Source organism: Streptomyces smaragdinus (assembly GCF_009604385.1).
In the GTDB taxonomy this organism is placed as follows: domain Bacteria; phylum Actinomycetota; class Actinomycetes; order Streptomycetales; family Streptomycetaceae; genus Streptomyces; species Streptomyces smaragdinus.
On record NZ_WEGJ01000009.1, the window covers coordinates 1 to 22,775 of the forward strand.

Consider the following 22,775-nt stretch of genomic DNA (forward strand, 5'->3'; position numbering starts at 1 on the left):
CGAGGAGAACACCTCCCAGAAGCGCCTGAACTACGACACCGTCCAGCCGAAGCCCATGAGGCGCCGCCGTCGCCAGGAACCGTTCCCGCCCCGCCCCCAGCCGCGTCGCGACGACGAACGGGCGCCCCCCGCCGACCCGCCGCGGCTCCAGCGACACGTACGCGAACGGCGCCGTGGCGGACGACGCCGCCGCCAGCCGCTCCAGCTCACCCGACACCGCCTCCCACTCCCCCCGCGGCACGTACTGCCGCATCACCGAGTGCCACACCACCGTCAGCACCCCCGGCTCCACCGCGACCCCCGCCAGGAAGTCCGCCGCCCCGGTCCGTTCCACCCGCGCCGGCAGCGTGCCCGCCAGTGTCAGGGCGCCGGACAGGCGCGCGTGGCGGGCGGACTGGTCCGGCCAGACGTATGAGCGCAGCGCCAGCGCGCCCGCCTCCGTCAGCGGGTCGATCGGCGTGAGGTCGCAGCCCCGCCGCTCCGTCACCCGCAGCGACGGGTGGGCGGCCGCCGCTTGCGTCAGCCAGGCCGGCGGTGTGCCCCGCCAGGCGTCCGTCAGCCGGACCGGGGAGTCCGGCGGTCCCCACGCGAAGCCGTCGGACTCGTACCGGAAGGCCTCCGCCCGGAGGTTGAGCCCCGCGCTCGCGCCCAGCTCCAGCAGGCGGACCGGGAGCGGGTGGTGGGCGACGGCGTCCAGCAGGCCGGCGAGGAGGGCGTTCGACCGGCCGACCTCGTTCGTCTGCGGGGGCCGCGTCATCCAGTCCCGGATCCAGGGCAGCTCGCCGCCCACCGTCTCCCGGAACGCCTCCCAGCAGGCGTCCGCCTCCGCCGGGGTCCAGCGTCCGCCGGCGGACGGGTAGTACGCGGCGAGGGCGGGGGCGCGGCCGGTGAGGACCAGTGCGTGGACCCCGCCGGCCAGCCGCAGCGCGATCGCGTCGGGGCCGGGGGCGTCCTCGTAACCCTCGACGGCCGCCGCGCACGGGCCGCCGGTGCGGACGTCGCGAGCGGCGCGGCGCAGGAGGTCGGCGTAGAGGGGTGAGTCGAGCTGGGCACAGGCGTCGGCCTGCCACTCGATCATGTCGGCGGCGCGTTCGAGGGTCATGCACTGATCATGGCAGGACGGCAATCCCGTCCAGCTCGACCAGCGCCTCCTCGTCCCACAGCCGCGTCACACCGATCAGCGCCATCGCCGGATACGTGTCCCCCGCCCGCCTGCGCCAGATCCGCCCCAGCTCCGCCGCGTGGTCGCGGTAGTCCCCGGGGTCGGTGGCATACACCGTCACCCTTGTCAGCCGGGAGGGGTCACCGCCCGCGGCGGCGAGGGCGGTGAGAAGGTTCCGCAGCGCCTGCTCGAACTGCGCAGGGAGGCCGTCGCCGGTGATCCGGCCGTCGGTGTCCAGGGCCGTCTGGCCGGCGAGGAACACGAGCGTGCCGCCGGTGGCGGTGACGGCATGGCTGAAGCCGGAGGGCTTGGCGAGGGACATCGGGTTGACGTGGTGCACGGTCACAAGGCACTCCTTCGGAAGAGGGGGCGATGACAGGGCTCACCGGTAAAGCTCCCGCGCGATGATCCCCCGCTGCACCTCGGTGGCCCCCTCGTAGATCCGGGGTGCGCGGACCTCGCGGTAGAGGTGCTCCAGCGGGTGTCCCTCCTGGAGGGCCCGCGCGCCGTGCAGCTGGACGGCGGAGTCCACGACCCACTGGGCGGTCTCCGTGGCGAACAGCTTCGCCATCGCCGAGCGTTTGGCGACGTCCGGGGCGCCGCGGTCGTACGCGCAGGCCGCCGCGTACACCAGGAGGCGGGCCGCCTCGGTGCGGGTGGCCATCTCGGCGAGCCGGTGGCCGACGGACTGCAGGTCCTTCAGGGGTCCGCCGAACGCCTCGCGGCGGCCCGCCCAGTCCACCGACGCGTCCAGCGCCGCCTGTGCCATGCCGACGGCGAAGGCGCCGACGGAGGGGCGGAAGAGGTTGAGGGTGCGCATCGCGACGCCGAAGCCGGCGTCGGGTTCGCCCAGGACGTCGTCCGGTGACACGGGGACGGCGTCGAAGCGCAGGGAGCCGATGGGGTGCGGGGACAGCATCCGCAGCGGTTCGCCGGTCAGGCCGGGGCGGTCGGCGGGGACGAGGAACGCCGTGACGCCGCGGGAGCCGGCGTCCGCCGTGGTGCGGGCGAATACCGTGTAGACGTCGGCGGCGGGGGCGTTGGAGATCCACGTCTTCTCCCCCGTCAGCCGCCACCCGGCGCCGTCGCGGGCGGCCGTCAGCGCGAGGGCGCCGGCGTCGGAGCCCGCGCCGGGCTCGCTCAGCGCGAACGCGGCGACCGCCCGCCCGGCGCGCACCCCGGGCAGCCAGCGCGCACGCTGCTCCTCCGTGCCGGCCTGGGCGACGGGGCAGGCGCCGAGGCCCTGCAGGGCGAGCGCCGTCTCGGCCTCGGTGCAGGCGCGGGCGAGGGATTCGCGCAGCAGGCACAGGTCGAGGGCGCGGACGGCGGGCCCGTCGGAGGGGAACACCCGCTCGAGCAGCCCGAGTTCGCCGAGGGCCGCGACGAGGGGGCGGTTCACCTCGCCGGGCGGGCCCGCGTCGGCGAGGGTACGCAGCGGTCCGGCGGCCAGGGCGCGCAGCTCCGCGCACCAGCGCTGCTCCTCGGGGGCGAGTTCGTACGCGTCGGGCATCGGATGACCTCCTCGTCGCCGACACGCACGTTATCGCGCACTGTTGACTGTCGTCACCGTGACGCTACGCTCGAAACGATTCTGCAGGCGTACGCAAGGGGGCGATTCCGCCATGCAGCTCAAGCCTTCCGCGCACGCCGACAGCTTCGCCCGCGACCATCTGCCGCCGGGCGACGAGTGGCCGGAGCTCCGCTTCGCCCTGCCGGAGCTGCGGTATCCCGATCAGCTCAACTGCGGTGCGGAGCTGCTGGACCGGACGGTCGAGCGGTTCGGCGCGGGACGGACGGCGCTGCGCGACGGCGGGGGTCAGGTCTGGTCGTACGGGCGGTTGCAGCGCCACGTCGACCGCATCGCCCACACGCTGGCCTCGGACCTCGGCGTCCTCCCCGGCAACCGGGTGCTGCTGCGCGGGCCCACGACGCTGTGGCTGGCGGCGTGCTGGCTGGCGGTGATGAAGGCGGGCGCGGTGGCGGTGACCGTGCTGGCGCAGCAGCGGGCGCACGAGCTGCGGACGATATGCCGGATCGCCGAGGTCACGCACGCGCTGTGCGACGTGCGGTCGGTGGACGAGCTGGCGAAGGCGGAGGTGGAGGGGCTGGCGGTCACGGCGTTCGGCGGGGAGGCGCCGGACGATCTGCTGCGGCTGGCGGCGGGGAAGCCGGAGTGCTTCACGGCGGTGGAGACGTCGGCGGACGACGTGGCGCTGATCGCGTTCACCTCGGGGACGACCGGCCGGCCCAAGGGGTGCATGCACTTCCACCGGGACGTGCTCGCGATCGCGGACACGTTCTCGGCGCATGTGCTGAAGCCCGTACCGGAGGACGTGTTCGCGGGCAGTCCCCCGCTGGGCTTCACCTTCGGGCTGGGCGGGGTGCTGGTCTTCCCGCTGCGCGCGGGCGCGTCCGCGCTGCTGCTGGAGCAGGGCGGGCCGGACCGGATGCTGCCGGCGATCGCGGAGCACGGGGTGACGGTGCTGTTCACGGCGCCGACCGCGTACCGGGCGATGCTCGCCAAGCGGGCCCCGTACGACCTGAGCGGTCTGCGCCGCTGTGTGTCGGCCGGCGAGAACCTCCCCGAGGCGACCTGGCGGGCCTGGTACGAGGCGACCGGGCTGAAGATCATCAACGGCATCGGGGCGACGGAGATGCTGCACATCTTCGTCTCCGCCGCCGACGACGCCATCCGCCCCGGCACCACGGGCGTCCCCGTCCCGGGTTACGAGGCCGCGGTGGTCGGCCCCGACCTGACACCCGTACCGGACGGGACGCCGGGGCTGCTCGCGGTGCGCGGGCCGACGGGGTGCCGCTATCTGTCGGACCCGCGCCAGCGGGAGTACGTGCGGGGCGGGTGGAACATCACCGGCGACACCTATGTCCGTGAGCCCGACGGGTACTTCCGGTACGTCGCCCGCGCCGACGACATGATCATCTCCGCCGGGTACAACATCGCCGGCCCCGAGGTCGAGGACGCCCTGCTGCGCCACCCCGGCGTCGCGGAGGCGGCGGTCGTGGGGCGGCCGGACCCGGACCGGGGGGAGGTCGTCGTGGCGTACGTCGTACGGGCTCCGGGGGCCGGGGAGCTGGGTGCCGGGGACCTGATCGAGTTCGTACGGGCCGAGATCACGCCGTACAAGTGTCCGCGCGAGATCCTCTTCGCCGACGCCCTGCCGCGCACCCCGACGGGCAAGCTGCAGCGGTTCGTTCTGCGTGAGCACGAGCGGCGGCGGACCGACGCCGATCGATAGAGTGATCGAGTGGCAGAACAGCGCACCCCGCGATCCCTGATCGTCACCTTCTACGGCACGTACGGGCGCGGCCCGGGCACGGGCCCGCTGCCCGTGTCCGCCCTCATCCGGCTGCTCGGCGCGGTCGGTGTCGACGCGCCCGCCGTGCGCTCCGCGGTGTCGCGGCTGAAGCGGCGCGGGTTCCTGGTCGCCGAGGGCGGGCTGTACACGCTGTCGGAGTCCGCGCGGGTGACGCTGGAGGACGGCGACCGGCGGATCTACGAGCGGCCGCTGCTGAAGGACGACGGGGAGTGGCTGCTGGCGGTGTTCTCCGTGCCCGAACAGGAGCGCGGGAAGCGGCATCTGCTGCGCTCGCGCCTGGCGCGGCTGGGGTTCGGACAGGCGTCGCCGGGGGTGTGGATCGCGCCGTCGCACGTGTACGAGGAGACGCGGCACACCCTGGTGCGGCTGGGGCTGACGTCGTACGTGGAGCTGTTCCGCGGGACACACGAGGGGTTCACGGCGACGGCCGACGCGGTGGCCTCGTGGTGGGACCTGGACGCCGTCGCGGCCATGCACCGGGTGTTCCTCGCCGGGCAGGAGCCGGTGCTGCGGCGCTGGGCGGCGGCCGACGCCCAGCCCACGCCCGAGGAGGCGTACCGGGACTATCTGCTGGCGGTGGACGCCTGGCGGCAGCTGCCGTACGCCGATCCGGGGCTGCCGTCGTCGCTGCTGCCGGAGGACTGGCCGGGGGTGCGGGCGGCGGAGGTGTTCGCGGCGCTGCACACGCGGCTGCGGGCACGCGGCGCGGAGTTCGTCGTCCCGGCGCCCTGAACACCGGTGTCGTGGCAGGGTGACGTCATGACCCCACCCGCGCACCCTGCCGGCGGTGGCTTCGGCGTCGGCTCCGAGACCGGGCGGCTGCGCCGCGTGATCCTGCACCGGCCGGATCTGGAGCTGAGACGGCTCACCCCGACCAACAAGGACGCCCTCCTCTTCGACGACGTGCTGTGGGTGCGCCGCGCCCGCGAGGAGCACGACGGCTTCGCGGACGTGCTGCGCGACCGCGGTGTCGACGTACACCTGTTCGGCGATCTGCTCGCGGAGAGCCTCGACATCCCCGAGGCCCGCGAGCTGATCCTTGACCGGGTCTTCGACGAGAAGGAGTTCGGGCCGCTGGCCACGGACCGGCTGCGCGCCTCGTTCGCCGCGATGCCGTCCGGGCAGCTCGGCGAGGCGCTGGTCGGCGGGCTCACCAAGCGCGAGTACCTGGAGGCGTACGAGGAGCCCGCCTCCGTCCGCTTCCATGTGATGGACCCCGACGACTTCCTCCTCGGCCCGCTGCCCAACCACCTCTTCACCCGCGACACCTCCTGCTGGGTGTACGACGGGGTGTCGATCAACGCCATGAAGTGGCCCGCCCGGCAGCGCGAGACCGTCCACTTCGAGGCGATCTACCGCCACCACCCGCTCTTCGCCGGCGCCGCATTCCACACCTGGTCCGCCGGCCAGGCCGACTACCCGTCGACCATCGAGGGCGGCGACGTCCTGGTCCTCGGCAACGGCGCGGTGCTCATCGGGATGAGCGAGCGCACCACCCCGCAGGCCGTGGAGATGCTGGCGCGCGGGCTGTTCCAGGCCGGCTCGGCCCGTACGATCGTCGCCCTGGACATGCCGAAGCACCGGGCGTTCATGCATCTCGACACCGTGATGACGATGGTCGACGGCGACACCTTCGTCGAGTACGCGGGGCTCGGCATGCTCCGCTCGTACACCATCGAGCCCGGCGCGGGCGGCGAGGAGCTGAAGGTCACCGACCATCCGCCGGAGCACATGCACCGTGCGATCGCCGCGGCGCTGGGGCTGGAGAGGATCCGGGTGCTCACGGCCGCGCAGGACGTGCACGCGGCGCAGCGGGAGCAGTGGGACGACGGCTGCAACGTGCTGGCGGTGGAGCCGGGGGTGGTCGTGGCGTACGAGCGGAACTCCACGACGAACACCTATCTGCGCAAGGAGGGCATCGAGGTGATCGAGATCCGGGGCAGCGAGCTGGGCCGGGGACGGGGCGGCCCGCGGTGCATGAGCTGTCCGGTCGAACGCGATCCTGTATGGTGATGCATTCACTCGTATATACATAAGGAACCGGGAGCCCGACCATGGCGATAGAGCTGAGTGGCCGCCACTTCCTCAAGGAGCTGGACTTCACCGGCGACGAGCTGCGCCAGCTGGTCGGCCTCGCCGCGCAGCTCAAGGCCGCCAAGGCGATGGGCGTCGAGGAGCGGCTCCTCACGGGGAAGAACATCGCCCTGATCTTCGAGAAGACCTCCACCCGCACCCGCTGCGCGTTCGAGGTCGCCGCCGCCGACCAGGGCGCGACCACGGTCTATCTCGACCCCTCGGCCTCCCAGCTCGGACACAAGGAGTCCGTGAAGGACACCGCCCGCGTGCTCGGCCGGATGTTCGACGCGATCGAGTTCCGGGGCACCGCCCACACGGACGTCGAGGAGCTCGCCGCCCACGCCGGGGTGCCCGTGTTCAACGGGCTCACCGACGACTGGCACCCCACCCAGATGCTCGCCGACGTGCTCACGATGATCGAGCACTGCCCCAAGCCGCTCGAGGAGCAGAGCTTCGCCTATCTGGGTGACGCCCGCTTCAACATGGGCAACTCGTATCTGATCACCGGCGCGCTGCTCGGCTTCGACGTCCGCCTCGTCGCGCCCGCCGCGTACTGGCCGGCGGAGGAGATCGTCGCCGAGGCCCGGAAGATCGCCGAGGGCACGGGCGCGCGGATCACCCTCACCGCGGACGTCGCCCAGGGTGTGGCGGGCGCGGACTTCGTGGCCACGGACGTATGGGTGTCGATGGGCGAGCACAAGGACGTCTGGGACGAGCGGATCACCGCGCTCAGGCCGTACGCGGTGACCTCCGACGTGCTGGCGGCCACCGGGAACCCGGACGTGAAGTTCCTGCACTGCCTGCCGGCCTTCCACGATCTGGGCACCGAGATCGGCCGGGAGATCCACGAGCGGCACGGGCTGACGTATCTGGAGGTCTCGGACGAGGTCTTCGAGTCCGCGGCGTCCGTCGTCTTCGACGAGGCCGAGAACCGGATGCACACCATCAAGGCGCTGCTGGTCGCCATGCTCGGCTGACCCCGGCGAAGCGGTCGGCGTACCGGGCGTACTCCGCCTCGACGACGCCCGGCGACGGGACGTGCGACGTGCCCGGCGGGACGGCGATCTGCGTCCCGGGCGGCCGGGCGTCGTCCGCCACGACCGCCGTCTCCGGCGTCTTCGGCACCGGTACGGCGGCGGTGGCCGCGCGGCGGTACGGGGGCAGCGCCTCGCCCGTGAGGCCCTGGAGGCGGGCGGCGGCCTCGCGGATCGCCGGGAGGCGGGCGGAGAGGGCGGCGCCGGGGCAGGAGGTCTCGTAGCCGGCGTCGTGGCCGGCGATCGCCGGGACCGTGATGGTGGTGCCGGCGGGGAAGCGGGCGTGGTCGTTGCTGGAGACCAGCCGCACGCCCTCGCGGGGGTCGATGAGCGAGCGCCCCAGCTTCCAGGCGGCGAACGCCGCGATCGCGTGCTCCATCACCGCCGGTACGGGCTGTCCCGCGGTGAACGTACCGAGGGCCGCGATGCCCGTCGTACCGCGATTGAAGCCCTGCGCGTGGGCGCCGACCACCGCGCGTTCGATGCCCCCCGCGCGGCCCTCGTAGATGGTGCCGCAGCGGTCGACGAGGAAGTTGTAGCCGAGGTCGTCCCAGCCGCGCACCTCCGTCTGGCCCGTGTACAGGGCGCGGATGATGCCGGGGGCGTCGGCGCAGTCGTAGCTGTTCGGGGAGTCCGTGTGGTGGACCACCACCGCCGTGACGCGTCCCGCGTACTTGGGCGGGGGCCGGTCGCGGGCGGTGTCGTGGATCCACGCCGAGCGCGGCACGATCGTCGGCCGGACGGCCGCGTGGAACACGGTCAGCGGGGGACCCGCCGCCCGGGGCTGGGCGGGAGCCGGCGGGGCGCCGCCGCCCGGCGCCAGCCAGACGCAGAGGCCGGCCACCAGCGCCGCCGCGGCGGCCAGTGCCGCGAGCAGCCGGGGCCGGGTGCGTATTCGCCCGGCGAGTGCGCCGTGCCCGGGTATATGTCGAAACCCTCTCAAGCCACGCATGTCCTCCACGATCGGCCGACCCGCCCGGGCGCGCGAGCGGACAGCGCCACGCGGACGACGGTCCGTACGGCTATCGCGTACCCGTGACGACGGTCACGGTTCGGTGATAGCTTCGGTTCCATGAGCCCGTTCACCGGATCAGCCGTGCCCACCGAGAACTGGCAGCACATCCGGCTCGACGTCACCGGCGGCGTCGCCACGGTGACCCTCGACCGGCCGGAGAAGCTCAACGCGCTCACCTTCGGCGCGTACGCCGATCTGCGCGATCTGCTCGCCGAGTTGTCCCGCTCCCGCGCGGTGCGGGCCCTGGTGCTGGCCGGGGAGGGGCGGGGGTTCTGCTCCGGCGGGGACGTCGACGAGATCATCGGCGCCACGCTGGGCATGGACACCGGGCGGCTGCTCGACTTCAACCGGATGACCGGGCAGGTCGTACGGGCCGTCCGCGAGGCCCCGTTCCCGGTGATCGCCGCCGTGCACGGGGTGGCGGCGGGGGCCGGCGCGGTGCTGGCGCTGGCCGCCGACTTCCGGGTCGCCGATCCGTCGGCGCGGTTCGCGTTCCTGTTCACCCGGGTCGGGCTGAGCGGCGGCGACATGGGCGCCGCGTATCTGCTGCCGCGCGTGGTGGGCCTCGGGCACGCGACGCGACTGCTGATGCTGGGCGAGCCCGTACGGGCCCCCGAGGCCGAACGCATCGGGCTGATCAGCCTGATGGCCGACGAGGGCCGGGCGGACACCGCCGCGCAGGACCTCGCGCGCCGGCTCGCCGACGGGCCCGCGCTGGCCCACGCCCAGACCAAGGCGCTGCTCACGGCGGAGCTGGACATGCCGCTGGCCGCCGCCGTGGAGCTGGACGCCAGCACGCAGGCGCTGCTGATGAACAGCTCCGACTACGCCGAATTCCATGCGGCGTTCACGGAGAAGCGGCCGCCCGAGTGGCAGGGGCGGTAGCGCCGTGCGGGTGGCGGTGGCCGGCGGCGGACCGGGCGGGCTGTACGCCGCCGCGCTGCTGAAGCGGCTCGATCCGGCGCGGGAGATCACGGTCTTCGAGCGCAACGCCCCCGACGACACCTTCGGCTTCGGGGTCGTCCTCTCCGACGAGACCCTCGGCGGCATCGAGCACGCCGACCCCGGGGTGTACGCGGCGCTGCGGGAGGAGTTCGTCCGCTGGGACGACATCGACATCGTCCACCGGGGGAAGTCCCTGCGCTCCGGCGGCCACGGCTTCTCGGCGCTCGGACGGCGCCGGCTGCTGGCCGTGCTGCACGAGCGGTGCCGGGAGCTGGGGGTGTCGCTGCGGTTCCGTACCGAGGCGCCGCCCGTCGGGGAGCTGGCTTCCGCGTACGACCTGGTGATCGCCGCGGACGGGGTGAACAGCGCGGCGCGGGGCGCGTACGCCGACGTCTTCCGCCCCCGGGTGGAGGAGCACCGGTGCCGGTACATCTGGCTGTCCGCGCCGTTCGCGTTCGACGCGTTCCGGTTCGAGATCGCGGAGACCGAGCACGGGGTGATGCAGCTGCACGGGTATCCGTACGCCGCCGACGCCTCCACGGTGATCGTGGAGATGCGGGAGGAGGTGTGGCGGCGGGCCGGGCTGGACCGGTGCGGGGAGCGGGAGTCCGCCGAGCGGTGCGCGGCGTACTTCGCCGACGCGCTCGGCGGGCGGGCGCTGACGGGGAACCGGTCGCTGTGGACGGTGTTCCGTACGGTGGTGTGCGAGCGCTGGTCGGCGGGGAACGTGGTCCTGCTGGGGGACGCGGCGCACACGGCGCACTTCTCCGTCGGGTCGGGGACGAAGCTGGCCGTGGAGGACGCCCTCGCGCTGGCGGCGTGTCTGCGTGAGCGGCCCGGTGTGCCGGAGGCGCTGGCGGCGTACGAGGCCGAGCGGCGGCCGGTGGTCGCGTCGACGCAGCGGGCGGCGCGGGCCAGCCTCGAGTGGTTCGAGGAGCTGGAGCGGTACGCGGGGCAGCCGCCGTACCGGTTCGCGTTCAGTCTGCTGACCCGCAGCCGGCGCATCACGCACGGCAATCTGCGGGTACGGGATCCCGGCTTCGTCCGGGCCGTGGAGGCGGAGGCGGGGGTGCCGGAGGGCACGCCGCCGATGTTCACGCCGCTGCGGCTGCGGGGGCTGACGCTGCGCAACCGGGTGGTGTGCTCGCCGATGGACATGTACTCCGCCGTCGACGGCCTTCCGGGGGACTTCCACCTCGTGCATCTCGGGGCGCGGGCGCTGGGCGGGGCGGGGCTGGTGATGACGGAGATGGTGTGCGTCAGCCCCTCGGGGCGGATCACGCCGGGGTGCACGGGGCTGTGGAGCGACGAGCAGGAGGCGGGCTGGCGGCGGATCACGGGATTCGTGCACGAGGCGGCGCCCGGCACGGCGATCGGCTGCCAGCTCGGGCACTCCGGGCGCAAGGGGTCCACGAAGCTGATGTGGGAGGGGATGGACGATCCGCTCCCGGCCGGCAACTGGCCCCTCGTCGCGCCGTCCGCGCTGCCGTACCGGGCGGGGGTCAGTCAGGTCCCGCACGCGCTGGACGCCGCCGGACTCGGCGCGATCCGCTCGCAGTTCGTGGCTGCCGCCCGCCGGGCCGCCCAAGCGGACTTCGACCTGCTGGAGCTGCACTGCGCCCACGGCTATCTGCTGTCCGGCTTCCTCTCCCCGCTCACCAACCACCGCACCGACGCCTACGGCGGCCCCCTCGACGCGCGGCTGCGCTTCCCCCTCGAGGTCTTCGACGCGGTACGGGAGGTGTGGCCCGCCGACCGGCCGGTGACGGTACGGATCTCGGCCACCGACTGGGCGCCCGGCGGGACCACGGCGGACGACGCCGTCGCGATCGCGCGGGCGTTCGCGGCGCACGGGGCGGACGCGATCGACGTGTCGACGGGACAGGTCGTCGCCGGGGAGCGTCCGGCGTTCGGCCGCTCGTACCAGACGCCGTACGCGGACCGCATCCGCGCGGACGTGGGCGTGCCGGTGATCGCGGTCGGCGCCATCTCGTCCTGGGACGACGTGAACTCGCTGCTCCTGGCGGGCCGCGCGGACCTGTGCGCGCTGGCCCGCCCCCATCTGTACGACCCGCACTGGACGCTGCACGCCGCCGCCGACCAGGACTACACCGGCCCCGGCGCGCCCTGGCCCGCCCCGTACCTGGCCGGCTCGCGCAAGCCGCCGACGGGGCGGACGGACGCGCCGAAGCCGCGGCCGGCGCTGTGACCGGCGGCTCGTACCGGTCGGCGCACACCACTGAGTTACCGTGATCATGTGACGACTCTCTTCCTCGCCCGGCACGGCGAAACCGTCTGGCACACGAGCGGCCGGTACGCCGGCATCAGCGACATCGACCTCACCGACCTCGGGCTGGCCCAGGCCGAGGCGCTGGGCACCTGGGCGGGGAAGGCGGAGCTGGACGCCGTCTGGTCCTCACCGCTGTCGCGCGCCCGGGCGACGGCGGCCCCCGCGGCCCGGGCGGCCGGGGTGGAGCTGCGGACCGACGCGGACCTGACGGAGCTGGACTTCGGCACGCTGGAGGGCCGCACCCTCGCCCAGGTCGCCGCCGAGGACCCGGACGCGGTGACGGCGTTCGAGGCGGACCCGGTGGCGAACCCGGTACCGGGCGAGGAGGACCCCCGGGCGGCGATGCGCCGCGGGACGGCCGCGCTGTGGCGCATCACCCACGCGCACCCGGGGCAGCGGGTCCTCGTCGTGTGGCACGGCACCCTGATGCGCCTGGTCCTGTCGGACCTGCTGCACATGCCCCCGGGCGACTACCGCCGCGTCTTCCCGGACATGCGCAACGGCGCCCTGACCGAACTCCGGATGGTGGAGCCCGGCCGGGTGAGCCTGCTGTCGTTCAACTCGCGGACGATGCCGTTCTGAGGTGGTACGCGGTCCCCTCCCGCCCGGGGGCCACGCCCTTCTCAGGCTAGCGCCCGCCACCGACAGACCCCGCGGTTATCCACAGCCCCGCCGGCTCACAGCCGCGGGTCCACCGGCTCCGACTCCAGCGCCAGGACCGCGAACACCGCCTCGTGGACGCGCCACAGTGGTTCGCCGTCCGCCAGGCGGTCCAGGGATTCCAGGCCCAGGGCGTACTCGCGCTGGGCCAGGGAGCGCTTGTGGCCGAGGAAGCGCTGGCGCAGGCGGGCGAGGTTGTCGGGGCGGGTGTACTCCGGGCCGTAGATGATCCGCAGGTACTCCCGGCCGCGGCACTTCACGCCCGGCTGGACGAGGCGGCCGTCGGCGTTGCGGACCAGCGCCGCCAGCGGCTTGACGACCATCCCCTCGCCGCCCGAAGCGGTCAGCTTCAGCCACCAGTCGACCCCCGCCGCCACCGACGCCTCGTCCGACGTGTCGACGAACAGCCGTCCCGTACGCCGCAGCAGCCCGGAGCCGTCGGCCTCGACCAGCCGGTCCAGCCACGCCAGCTGACGGTCGTGCGGCACGCCCGCGTGGCTGCGGCCCTCCGAGGCGAGCAGCTGGAACGGCGCCAACTGCACCCCCTCCAGCCCCTCCGTCGTCCAGCAGTAGCGCCGGTACGCCTCCGTGAACGCGTCCGCGTCCGCGGAGCGGTCCCGCTGCCGGGCCAGCAGCCCACCGGTGTCCACCCCGCGCGCCTGTGCCGCCTCGAGGGCTCCCAGCGCGCCGGGGAACACCGCGCGGGCGGCGGCGCCCACCGCCGCGTACTGGTGCCGCAGCAGTCCCGTCGCCTTCAGCGACCAGGGCAGCAGCTCCGCGTCCAGCAGCAGCCAGTCGGTGTCCAGTTCCTCCCACAGCCCCGCGCCGGTGACGGCCGCCCGCACCCGGTCGAGGAACCGCCCGGTCAGCTCCGCGTCGTCGAAGAACGGCCGCCCGGTACGGGTGTGCAGCGCGCCGGCGCCGAACCGGCCGTCCCCGTCGCGGGTGACCAGGGCCACCGCCCGCGAGCCCATGTGCTTCTCCTCGCACACGACCTCGCGCACCCCGTCCGCCCGGTACGCGGCGAACGCCTCCGCCGGATGCTCCAGATACCCCTCGACGTCGGACGTGGCGGTGGGCGCCATGGTCGGCGGCAGGTACATCAGCACCCGCGGATCCACCGCGAACCGGCTCATCACCTCCAGCGCCGCCGCCGCGTTCTCCTCCCGTACGGCGAGCCGCCCCATGTGCCGCGTCTCGACGATGCTTCCCCAAGCTCTCGGCTTCGCTCGAGCAGGGGATACCCCAATCCCGAGCACGTCCGCCAGATCCAGCGGCCGGCCGTCCGCGCCCCCGGGGGCCTCGGTGGCCAGCGGCTTCACCGGCTCGTACCAGACCTGCTCGGCGGGTACGTCGACCAGCTCGCGCTCCGGCCACCGCAGCGCGGTGAGCTTGCCGCCGAAGACGGCGCCGGTGTCGAGGCAGATGGTGTTGTTCAGCCAGGACGCCTGCGGGACCGGGGTGTGGCCGTACACGACGGCCGCGCGGCCGCGGTAGTCCTCCGCCCACGGGTAGCGCACGGGCAGGCCGAACTCGTCGGTCTCGCCGGTGGTGTCGCCGTACAGCGCGTGGCCGCGCACCCGGCCGGAGGTGCGGCCGTGGAACTTCTCCGGCAGGCCGGCGTGGCAGACGACGAGGTTGCCGCCGTCGAGGACGTAGTGGCTGACGAGGCCGTCGACGAAGGTCCGCACCTCGTCGCGGAACGTGTCGTCCTCCCGCTCCAGCTGCTCGATGGACTCGGCGAGCCCGTGCGTGTGCTGCACCTTGCGGCCCTTGAGCCAGCGGCCGAGTTTGTTCTCGTGGTTGCCCGGCACGCACAGCGCCGTACCGGCCGCCACCATGCCCATGACGCGGCGCAGTACGCCGGGGGTGTCCGGGCCGCGGTCCACGAGGTCGCCGACGAACACGGCCGTGCGGCCGTCGGGGTGGGCGCCGTCCGCGTAACCGAGCTTCGCGAGCAGCGTCTCCAGTTCGGAGGCGCAGCCGTGGATGTCGCCGATGATGTCGAAGGGGCCGGTGAGGTGGCGCAGGTCGTTGAAGCGGCGCTCGAGGGTGATCTCCGCGGCGTCGACCTCCTCGACGCCGCGCAGCACGTGGACCTTGCGGAAGCCCTCGCGCTCGAGGCCCCGCAGTCCGCGGCGCAGTTCGCGGCGCTGGCGGGGGATGACGTGGGCGGGCATGTCCTTGCGGTCGGGCTTGCGGGCGTTGCGCTCCGCGCAGACCTTCTCCGGGACGTCGAGAACGATCGCGACGGGCAGCACGTCGTGTTCGCGGGCCAGGGCGACGAGCTGGCGGCGGGCCTCCTGCTGGACGTTGGTGGCGTCGACGACGGTGAGGCGGCCGGCGGCCAGGCGCTTGCCGGCGATGTAGTGCAGGACGTCGAAGGCGTCGCGGCTGGCCGACTGGTCGTTCTCGTCGTCGGAGACCAGGCCCCGGCAGAAGTCGGAGGAGATGACCTCGGTTGGCCTGAAGTGCTTGCGGCCGAAGGTCGACTTGCCGGAGCCGGTGGTGCCGATGAGGACGACGAGCGAGAGGTCCGGCACGCCGAGGGTGCGGGTGGTCATGCCGCGGCCTCCTTCCTGGTGAACGTGGCGAGCTGGGTGGGCGGTCCGACCTCGGGGTCGTCGGGGCCGACGGGGGTGTACGCGACGGTGTAGCCGTGCCGGTCGGCCACCGCCTCGGCCCAGGTGCGGAATTCCGTACGGGTCCACTCGAAGCGGTGATCGGAGTGGCGGGAGTGGCCGGCGGGGAGGGTCTCCCAGCGGACGTTGTACTCGACGTTCGGCGTGGTCACGACCACCGTGCGGGGGCGGGCGGCGCCGAACACCGCGTACTCCAGGGCGGGCAGCCGGGGCAGGTCGAGGTGTTCGATCACCTCGCTGAGGACGGCGGCGTCGTAGCCCTTGAGGCGGCTGTCGGTGTACGCCAGCGAGCCCTGCAGGAGGGTGACGCGGTCCGCCTGCCGGGGGCCCATGCGGTCCAGGCGCAGGCGGCGGGCGGCGACGGTGAGGGCGCGGACGGAGACGTCGACGCCGACGACCTCGGTGAAGCGGACGTCCTTCAGCAGCTCGCCGACCAGCTGCCCCTGCCCGCAGCCGAGGTCCAGCACGCGCGCGGCGCCGGAGTCCCGGAGCTCGCCGAGGATCGCCTCGCGGCGCTGGACGGCCAGGGGTACGGGGCGCTCCTCGGTGTCGACGGCCTCGTCGACGGCGTTGTCCAGCTCCTCGGCCTCGGTGTCGTCGGTCTCCGCGAGCCGCGCCAGCTCCAGCCGCTCGAGGGCACGGCGGGCCAGGGACCAGCGGCGGGACAGATAGCGGGCGGTGATCAGCTTCTGCTCGGGGTGGTCCTCCAGCCAGCCCTCGCCGGCGCGGAGCAGCTTGTCGACCTCGTCGGGGGCGACCCAGTAGTGCTTGGCGTCGTCGAGGACGGGAAGCAGGACGTACAGATGCCGCAGGGCGGCCTCGAGCCTCAGCTCGCCCTCCAGCGTCAGGGACACGTAGCGGGACTCGCCCCACTCCGGGAAGCCGGGGTCGAGGGCGACGGGGTCGGCGGTGACCTGCCACCCCATCGGCTCGAACAGCTTCCGGACCAGGTCTGCGCCGCCGCGCGCGGGCACGGCGGGGACCTCGATCCGCAGCGGCAGGGGCTGCGCGGCGCGCTCGGGCCGGGTGTGGCAGATGCCGCGCATCGCGGTGCCGAAAACGCCGCTGAGGGCGACGGCGAGCAGCGAGCTCGCGGCGTACGGCCGGTCGTTCACGTACTGCGCCAGCGCGGAGTCCGGCGCCCCGCCCCTCCCCTTGCCCTTCCCCCGCCGCACGAGGGCGACGGGATCGACCTCGAGCAGCAGCGCGGCCGTGCACCGCTCCTCCCCCGCCTCCGGGTAGAAGACGTGCGCGGTGCCGTGCGCGGTGGAGAAGACCTGCGCCTTGTCGGGGTGCTTGTGCAGCAGGAACCCGAGGTCGGTGGCGGGGTGCTCGGGGGTGCCGGTGGTCGAGATGGTCAGGAACATGGGGGTGAGTATTCAGGGTGGGGTGGGGAGCTGACCATGCATATTCCGGTTCGGGGAATGGGTCGCCCGCGGCAGACTTCTCACATGTTCGTCGAATTCATGCGACGCCCCGAGGGCCGCGCCCTCGTCCTGGACGTCCTGCCCGCGGTCTTCCCCTGGGTGAGGTATCTGCCCGCGTCCGACGTGCGCGAATTCTCCGTGGAGCTGGTCGACGCCCTCGCGGCATCGGCCGACCTGGACAACCCCGCGGGCCTCGCCCAGCTGGTGACGGCGTGGCGCAACACGGCGGAGATCCATTCCGACCCGGACCTGCACGCGGCCCTGCGGACCGCCCACACTGGCGAGGACTACGGCCCGGTGCCGGACCCCGGGGAGTGAGCCCGAAACGCGGAGATCGCGCCACCCCGCCGGGCTACTGTCGTTGCGGCTGCCGGCGGCCGGCACCAGGCAAGACGGCCTGAGCTCGTCGCCTCGCGATATCCTGTACCAGCTGCCCCACGTAAGCCGCTGTTCGGCCGGGGGTCCGGGGGTTACCCCCGGGAGAAAACAGTAAGGAGCTGCGGACATGGCGGGTGACGACGACATCTCCGGGTGAGACCCGGATGTGATCGACCGCGGGCAGGCGCGCGAGGCGCCGCCGGGCGGTCTCCACGTCGTTCCCTCCGCCCCCTGTCCGCGCCGGCAGGAGCATCCCCCTGCCGCCTCCCCCGCGAGGTTCCCCACCCATGTCCGAATCCGCCGTCATCTGCTCGAACCTGTCCTTCGCCTGGCCCGACGACACCCCCGTCTTTGACGACCTGTCCTTCACCGTCGGAACGGGCCGTACCGGCCTCGTCGCCCCCAACGGCGCCGGCAAGTCCACCCTGCTCAAGCTGATCGCCGGCGAGCTGACCCCCCGCGGCGGCTCCCTGACCGTCACCGGCACCGTCGGCTATCTGCCCCAGTCCCTCCCCCTGACCGGTGATCTCACCGTCGGCGAGGTGCTCGGGGTGGCCGGCGTGATCCGGGCCATCGACGCCGTCGAGGCCGGGGACGTGGCCGAGGAGCACTTCACCGTCATCGGCGACGACTGGGACATCGAGGACCGCACCCGCGCCCAGCTCGACCGCCTCGGCCTCGGCGACCTCACCCTGGACCGGAGCCTGGCCACGCTGAGCGGTGGCCAGATCGTCACCCTGGGACTGGCCGCCCAGCTGCTGAAACGGCCCGACGTCCTCCTCCTGGACGAGCCCACCAACAACCTCGACCTGGCCGCCCGCCACCGCCTCTACGACGAGCTCGACACCTTCACCGGCGCCCTGCTCCTGGTCAGCCACGACCGGGCGCTGCTCGACCGCATGGACCGCATCGCCGAACTCGAACGCGGCGCACTGCGGCTGTACGGCGGTGACTTCACGGCGTACGAGGAAGCCGTCCGCGCCGAGCGGGAGGTCGCGGAGAAGAACATCCGCAACGCCGAGCAGGACCTCAAACGCGAGAAGCGCGAGATGCAGCAGGCCCGGGAACGCGCCGAACGCCGCCAGTCCAACGCCGCCCGCAACCTGAAGAACGCCGGCCTCCCGAAGATCGTCGCCGGTGGTCTGAAGCGCAGCGCCCAGGAGTCCGCCGGCCGGGCCGGCCAGACGCACGCTTCCCGGGTCGGCGAGGCGAAGGCCCGGCTCGACGAGGCCGAGCGCTCCCTGCGCGACGACACCCACCTCGTCCTGGAGCTGCCCGACACCGGCGTCCCCGCCGGGCGCACCCTCCTGCACGGCGAGGGCCTGCGGATCCGGCTCGGCGACACGGACGTCTTTGGCGCCGGAGGCGTCGACCTCGACATCCGCGGCCCCGAACGGATCGCCCTCACCGGCCCCAACGGGGCGGGCAAGTCCACCCTGCTGCGGCTGATCGACGGCGGCCTCGAGCCGGACGGCGGCGAGCTGCGGCGGGCCGGCGGACGGATCGCGTACCTCTCGCAGCGGCTGGACCTGCTGGACCCGGACCGTACGGTCGCCGAGAACTTCGCCGCGTTCGCCCCGCACCGTACCCAGGCCGAGCGGATGAACCTCCTCGCCCGCTTCCTCTTCCGCGGCGCCGGCGCCCAGCGGCCCGTGGGCGTGCTGTCCGGCGGGGAGCTGCTGCGGGCCACCCTCGCCTGCGTGCTGTGCGCGGAGCCCGCCCCGCAGCTGCTGCTCCTGGACGAGCCGACGAACAACCTCGACCTGGTGAGCACCCGGCAGCTGGAGAGCGCGCTGAAGGCGTACCGGGGGGCGTTCGTGGTGGTCAGCCACGACGAGCGGTTCCTCGCCGAGATCGGTGTGGAGCGGTGGGTGAAGCTGGGCTGAGCGCCCCGCCGGACGGCCCAGTCCCGCGCGCGGGACCGGGCCGCCGCGCCTAGCGTGGCGGGCGTGGACTACCAGCCGCTGCTCGACGAGATCGCCGCCGGGGTGCGGCCGCAGATCGGGCGCGGCGCCGTCGCCTCGTACATCCCCGCGCTCGCCGGCGTCGGCATCGGGCACTTCGGGATGGCCGTCGCCGACATCGACGGGCAGGTGGCCGGGGTGGGCGACTGGCGGCGGCCGTTCTCCGTGCAGAGCATCTCCAAGATCTACACCCTGGCCCTGGTGCTCGCGGAGGGCGGCGAGGACGTCTGGCGGCGGGTCGGGCGCGAGCCGTCCGGCACCCCGTTCAACTCCCTGGTGCAGCTGGAGTACGAGAACGGCATCCCCCGCAACCCCTTCATCAACGCCGGGTCGCTGGTGGTGACCGACCGGCTGCTCAGCCTCACCGGCGACGCGCGCGGCGCGCTGCGGACGTTCCTGCGCGCCGAATCGTGCAACCGCGGCGTCGACTTCGACATCGCCGTCGCCGACTCCGAGGCCGAACACGGCCACCGCAACGCGGCTCTCGGCCACTTCCTCGCCGACCTCGGCAATCTGGAGAACGACGTCGCGGACGTCCTCGCGCACTACTTCTCCCAGTGCGCCCTGGCCATGAGCTGCCGCGATCTGGCCCTGGCCACCGGGTTCCTGGCCCGGCACGGGCTGCGCGGCGACGGCAGCCGGCTGCTGTCCGTACGCGAGGCCAAGCAGGTCAACGGGGTGATGCTGACGTGCGGGGCGTACGACGCCGCCGGCGAGTTCGCGTACCGGGTGGGGCTGCCCGGCAAGAGCGGTGTCGGCGGCGGCATCGTGGCCGTCGTCCCGGGGCGGTGCACGGTCGCCGTGTGGAGCCCCGGCATCGACGAGCAGGGCAACTCCGTCGCCGGGGTCGCGGCGTTGGACCACTTCACGACGCTCACCGGATGGTCGGTGTTCTGAGCCGGACCCCGTTGTCGGTGGTCCTCGTTAGACTCGGCCGATGTCCGCACGTAAGGCACGAGAGATCCAAAACGGGGTTCGGATCCATGTCCATCAACGACGCGCGAACGTATGAGGTGGTCCGGTGAACGGACAGGACGTCACCGACGAGCAGTGGCGGGGGCTGGCCGAGGTGGTGCCCCTGCGGGGCAACGAATGGCCGTCCTGGACGGGGCACGAGGCGCTGCCGGAGACCGCGCCGGCCGAGGACGCGCGGCGGTTCGTCGTGATCCGCTGCCAGTGCTTCGCCGACGCCCGCCAGGTCGCGGAGTATCTGATCGCGCAGGTCCCGGTGCTGCTCGATCTCACCGTGGCCGACCACGACGTGGCCAAGCGCATCCTGGACTTCGCCAGCGGTGTCACGTTCGGCATACGCAGCACGATGCACCGCGTCGACCGGAACGTCTTCCTGCTGGCGCCGGTCGGCACCGAAGTGGAGCTCATGGCGGAGCGATAGCGCGGTTCTCCATCCGATCGGGCGAAGCGCGCGCAGGCGGAACGGTTCGGCGGGCCCGGCGATCACTAGCGTGTGCCGCCATGACCTCGCTCCTCGGCCTCACCGAACTGCGGCTGTCCACGTTCCGGTGCCACCGCGGACGGACCCTCCCGCTCGGCCCGGTCACCGTGCTCACCGGGACCGGCAAGTCCAGCGCCCTCCAGGCGGTCGCCGTCCTCGCCGCGCTGGCCGGCGGCGACCGGCTCCACGAGTGCTTCCGCGCCGTCCCCGGCGGCGCCCGGGCGTGCATCCCGCACACGGCCAGACCCGACGGCGGCGGGCGGCGGGGCTTCCGGATCGGCTGCAGCGCCGACGGGCCGTTCGGCGAGGTGCATCTGGACGTCGCCGTGCAGGCCGAGCCCGAACTGCGCATCGTCGGCGAGCGGTTGACCGGCGCCGGGCTCGAGCTGTTCTCGACCGCCTTACGCGATCCGGGGCGCCGGCAGGTGCAGGCCGGCTGGCGCACCGCCGGCTCGGTGCCCGTCACCCGCGCCCCGATGCCCGACGACCGGCTCGGTACGGCCTTGCTCCCGCTGCGGGTCGCCGGGCGCACCGAGGGCGAGCGGCTGGTGCTGGAGGCCGCGGAGCAGATGGTCGTGGCGCTGCGCTCCGTCTTCCCCTGCGAGCCGCGCCCCTCCTCGATGCGCGGCGCGGTGCCCGCGGACACCGCCGCGCTGCGCCCGGACTGCGGCAATCTGGCGTCCGTGCTGCACCGGGTCCGCGACGACGACGGGCACCCGGCCCTCGTCGACGCGGTACGCGGCTGCGTCGGCGAGCCGCTGCGCGACGTGCTCACGGAGGAGCTCCCGGGAGGTGTCGTACGCGCCGTCCTCGACCGCGGCGGCCGGCACACCCCGGTCGGCGGCCTGGGCGACGGCGAACTGCGGTATCTGGCCCTCGCGCTGACCCTGCTCGCCGGTCCCGGCGTACGCGCGGTCGACCCGGCCGGCGAGATCGCCCCCGCCCGCCAGGGCCTCACCGTCCTCGCCGACGGGCTGGACCGCTCGCTGGACGCCGCACGGGCCGCCGCGCTGCTGCGGCTGGCGTCCTCGGCGTGCGCCGGCGGGACCGTACGGCTGCTGACGTCGGTGGCCGGTCCGGCGGCGGCGGACGCGGGCGGCGGGATCACGGTGGTAGACCTGGGGCATGACGAAGCATGACGTGGCCGGACTGCAGCAGCGGCTCGTGGAGTTCGCCGCGCGACGGGACTGGGAGCAGTACCACACACCGAAGAACCTGGTCGCGGCGCTGAGCGTGGAGGCGTCCGAGCTGGTGGAGATCTTCCAGTGGCTGACGCCCGAGGAGTCCGCGCGGATCATGTCGGACCCCAAGGACGCCTTCCGGGTACGGGACGAGGTCGCCGACGTGCTGTCGTATCTGCTGCGGCTGTGCACCGTGCTGGACATCGATCCGCTGGACGCGCTCGCGGCGAAGATCGAGCGCAACGAGACCCGCTTCCCCGCCCCGTGAGCACCCTGGCCGCCGCGCTCGCCGCCGGACCCGTGGTCCTGGACGGCGGGCTGTCCAACCAGCTCGAGGCCCAGGGATGCGACCTCTCCGACGCGCTGTGGTCGGCGCGGCTCCTCGCCGACGCGCCCGGGGAGATCGCGGCCGCGCACGCCGCGTACGTCCGGGCGGGAGCGCGCGTGGTGATCACGGCGAGCTATCAGGCGACGTACGAGGGCTTCGCGCGGGCCGGCATCGGCCGCGAGAGGGCCGCTGAGCTGCTGGCGTCCAGTGTCCGGCTGGCGTCGGACGCCGTCGGGCCGGACGGGTGGGTGGCCGCCTCGGTCGGGCCGTACGGGGCGATGCTCGCGGACGGCAGCGAGTACCGGGGCCGGTACGGGCTCACCGTGCGGGAGCTGGCGCGGTTCCACCGGCCCCGGGTGGAGACCCTGGCCGCCGCCGGGCCCGCGGTGCTGGCGCTGGAGACGGTGCCGGACGCCGACGAGGCGGAGGCGCTGCTCGGGGTGTGCGCGGACGTGGGGGTGCCGGTGTGGCTGTCGTACACCGTCGAGGGCGGGCGGACCCGGGCCGGGCAGCCGCTGGAGGAGGCGTTCGCGGTGGCGGCGGGCAACGACCGGGTGATCGCGGTGGGCGTCAACTGCTGTGCGCCGGCGGAGGTGGGGGAGGCGGTCGCGGCGGCGGTGGCGGTCACCGGGAAGCCCGCGGTGGCGTACCCGAACAGCGGGGAGGCGTGGGATCCGGGGGCGCGGGCCTGGCGGGGCGGCGCGGGGCGGCCGCTGGCGGGGGCGCGGGAGTGGGTGGCGGCGGGGGCGCGGCTGGTCGGGGGGTGCTGCCGGGTGGGGCCGGGGGAGATCGCGTGGCTGGCGCGGGAGGTCGGCGAGAACCCCCCTGACATCTGAGCAAGCGCTTAGTAAACTCGCTGGGGTCCATCGCACCAGGGAGGCCCCG

The 22,775-nt window shown here is 73.8% G+C and carries 20 protein-coding genes; 14 read left to right on the top strand and 6 right to left on the bottom strand.

The window, feature by feature from the left end:
- The 3 genes from SRB5_RS14715 to SRB5_RS14725 all read right to left on the bottom strand — a co-directional run.
- The coding region (locus SRB5_RS14715) for a DUF2332 domain-containing protein (protein WP_153452418.1) at positions 1-1,102 on the bottom strand (1,102 nt) is incomplete at its 3' end.
- Positions 1,103-1,109: 7 nt separating this feature from the next.
- Positions 1,110-1,484, bottom strand: a complete 375-nt coding sequence (locus SRB5_RS14720; RefSeq protein ID WP_153452539.1) for a RidA family protein — start codon at positions 1,482-1,484, stop codon at positions 1,110-1,112.
- Between the two features lie 60 nt (positions 1,485-1,544).
- Positions 1,545-2,672 (bottom strand): acyl-CoA dehydrogenase family protein, encoded by a 1,128-nt coding sequence (locus SRB5_RS14725; RefSeq protein WP_153452419.1) that lies wholly within the window; start codon positions 2,670-2,672, stop codon positions 1,545-1,547.
- 112 nt (positions 2,673-2,784) lie between these two features.
- Here SRB5_RS14725 and SRB5_RS14730 point away from each other — a divergent pair, with 112 nt between their 5' ends.
- From SRB5_RS14730 to argF, 4 genes are read left to right on the top strand one after another with little or no spacing between them, the layout of a single operon-like run.
- The gene (locus SRB5_RS14730) at positions 2,785-4,416 is read left to right on the top strand and encodes an AMP-binding protein (protein WP_153452420.1); all 1,632 of its coding nucleotides are present in this window, start codon (positions 2,785-2,787) and stop codon (positions 4,414-4,416) included.
- Between the two features lie 9 nt (positions 4,417-4,425).
- Positions 4,426-5,229 (top strand): PaaX family transcriptional regulator, encoded by an 804-nt coding sequence (locus tag SRB5_RS14735; protein ID WP_323377919.1) that lies wholly within the window; start codon positions 4,426-4,428, stop codon positions 5,227-5,229.
- A 27-nt stretch (positions 5,230-5,256) separates the two neighbouring features.
- A complete protein-coding gene (locus tag SRB5_RS14740) occupies positions 5,257-6,510 on the top strand; it encodes an arginine deiminase (protein ID WP_153452421.1) in 1,254 nt (417 codons plus the stop codon).
- 41 nt (positions 6,511-6,551) lie between these two features.
- Positions 6,552-7,550, top strand: a complete 999-nt coding sequence (argF, locus tag SRB5_RS14745; protein ID WP_153452422.1) for an ornithine carbamoyltransferase — start codon at positions 6,552-6,554, stop codon at positions 7,548-7,550.
- Here argF and SRB5_RS37725 read toward each other — a convergent pair.
- Positions 7,519-8,559, bottom strand: coding sequence for a peptidoglycan recognition protein family protein (locus SRB5_RS37725; RefSeq protein ID WP_153452423.1), 1,041 nt, complete (start codon positions 8,557-8,559; stop codon positions 7,519-7,521). The two genes, argF and SRB5_RS37725, sit on opposite strands and share 32 nt — an antisense overlap.
- A gap of 120 nt (positions 8,560-8,679) precedes the next feature.
- On the opposite strand from SRB5_RS37725, the gene SRB5_RS14755 reads away from it, so the two are divergent.
- Genes SRB5_RS14755 through SRB5_RS14765 form a run of 3 tightly spaced genes read left to right on the top strand, consistent with a single transcriptional unit; the run spans position 8,680 to position 12,439 of the window.
- Positions 8,680-9,507 (top strand): enoyl-CoA hydratase family protein, encoded by an 828-nt coding sequence (locus SRB5_RS14755; RefSeq protein WP_153452424.1) that lies wholly within the window; start codon positions 8,680-8,682, stop codon positions 9,505-9,507.
- Positions 9,461-11,776 carry a bifunctional salicylyl-CoA 5-hydroxylase/oxidoreductase gene (locus SRB5_RS14760; RefSeq protein ID WP_153452425.1) on the top strand — a complete coding sequence of 772 codons (2,316 nt, stop codon included), beginning with the start codon at positions 9,461-9,463 and terminating at the stop codon, positions 11,774-11,776. The genes SRB5_RS14755 and SRB5_RS14760 overlap by 47 nt, the downstream gene beginning before the upstream one ends.
- Before the next feature lie 48 nt (positions 11,777-11,824).
- Complete coding sequence (locus SRB5_RS14765) at positions 11,825-12,439, top strand: histidine phosphatase family protein (RefSeq protein WP_323377920.1); 615 nt, start codon at positions 11,825-11,827, stop codon at positions 12,437-12,439.
- Between the two features lie 95 nt (positions 12,440-12,534).
- Here the strand turns inward: SRB5_RS14765 and SRB5_RS14770 are convergent, their stop codons facing one another.
- Positions 12,535-15,081 carry a polynucleotide kinase-phosphatase gene (locus tag SRB5_RS14770; protein WP_153452427.1) on the bottom strand — a complete coding sequence of 849 codons (2,547 nt, stop codon included), beginning with the start codon at positions 15,079-15,081 and terminating at the stop codon, positions 12,535-12,537.
- Positions 15,078-16,526, bottom strand: a complete 1,449-nt coding sequence (locus SRB5_RS14775; RefSeq protein WP_153452428.1) for a 3' terminal RNA ribose 2'-O-methyltransferase Hen1 — start codon at positions 16,524-16,526, stop codon at positions 15,078-15,080. Before SRB5_RS14775 ends, SRB5_RS14770 begins: the two co-directional genes overlap by 4 nt.
- Before the next feature lie 84 nt (positions 16,527-16,610).
- Here SRB5_RS14775 and SRB5_RS14780 point away from each other — a divergent pair, with 84 nt between their 5' ends.
- The 7 genes from SRB5_RS14780 (at position 16,611) to mmuM (ending at position 22,726) form a co-directional block, all read left to right on the top strand.
- Positions 16,611-16,904: an effector-associated domain 2-containing protein gene (locus SRB5_RS14780; protein ID WP_153452429.1), complete on the top strand. Its 294-nt coding sequence runs from the start codon at positions 16,611-16,613 to the stop codon at positions 16,902-16,904.
- 347 nt (positions 16,905-17,251) lie between these two features.
- A complete protein-coding gene (abc-f, locus tag SRB5_RS14785) occupies positions 17,252-18,850 on the top strand; it encodes a ribosomal protection-like ABC-F family protein (RefSeq protein ID WP_153452430.1) in 1,599 nt (532 codons plus the stop codon).
- Positions 18,851-18,913: 63 nt separating this feature from the next.
- Complete coding sequence (locus SRB5_RS14790; protein ID WP_323377921.1) at positions 18,914-19,825, top strand: glutaminase; 912 nt, start codon at positions 18,914-18,916, stop codon at positions 19,823-19,825.
- Positions 19,826-19,949: 124 nt separating this feature from the next.
- Positions 19,950-20,321 carry a cell division protein SepF gene (locus SRB5_RS14795; protein ID WP_323377922.1) on the top strand — a complete coding sequence of 124 codons (372 nt, stop codon included), beginning with the start codon at positions 19,950-19,952 and terminating at the stop codon, positions 20,319-20,321.
- A gap of 80 nt (positions 20,322-20,401) precedes the next feature.
- Positions 20,402-21,520 (top strand): AAA family ATPase, encoded by a 1,119-nt coding sequence (locus tag SRB5_RS14800; protein ID WP_153452431.1) that lies wholly within the window; start codon positions 20,402-20,404, stop codon positions 21,518-21,520.
- Positions 21,507-21,830, top strand: a complete 324-nt coding sequence (locus SRB5_RS14805) for a nucleotide pyrophosphohydrolase (protein ID WP_153452432.1) — start codon at positions 21,507-21,509, stop codon at positions 21,828-21,830. The genes SRB5_RS14800 and SRB5_RS14805 overlap by 14 nt, the downstream gene beginning before the upstream one ends.
- The gene (gene mmuM, locus SRB5_RS14810; RefSeq protein WP_323377923.1) at positions 21,827-22,726 is read left to right on the top strand and encodes a homocysteine S-methyltransferase; all 900 of its coding nucleotides are present in this window, start codon (positions 21,827-21,829) and stop codon (positions 22,724-22,726) included. The genes SRB5_RS14805 and mmuM overlap by 4 nt, the downstream gene beginning before the upstream one ends.
- The last annotated feature ends 49 nt before the right edge of the window (positions 22,727-22,775 follow it).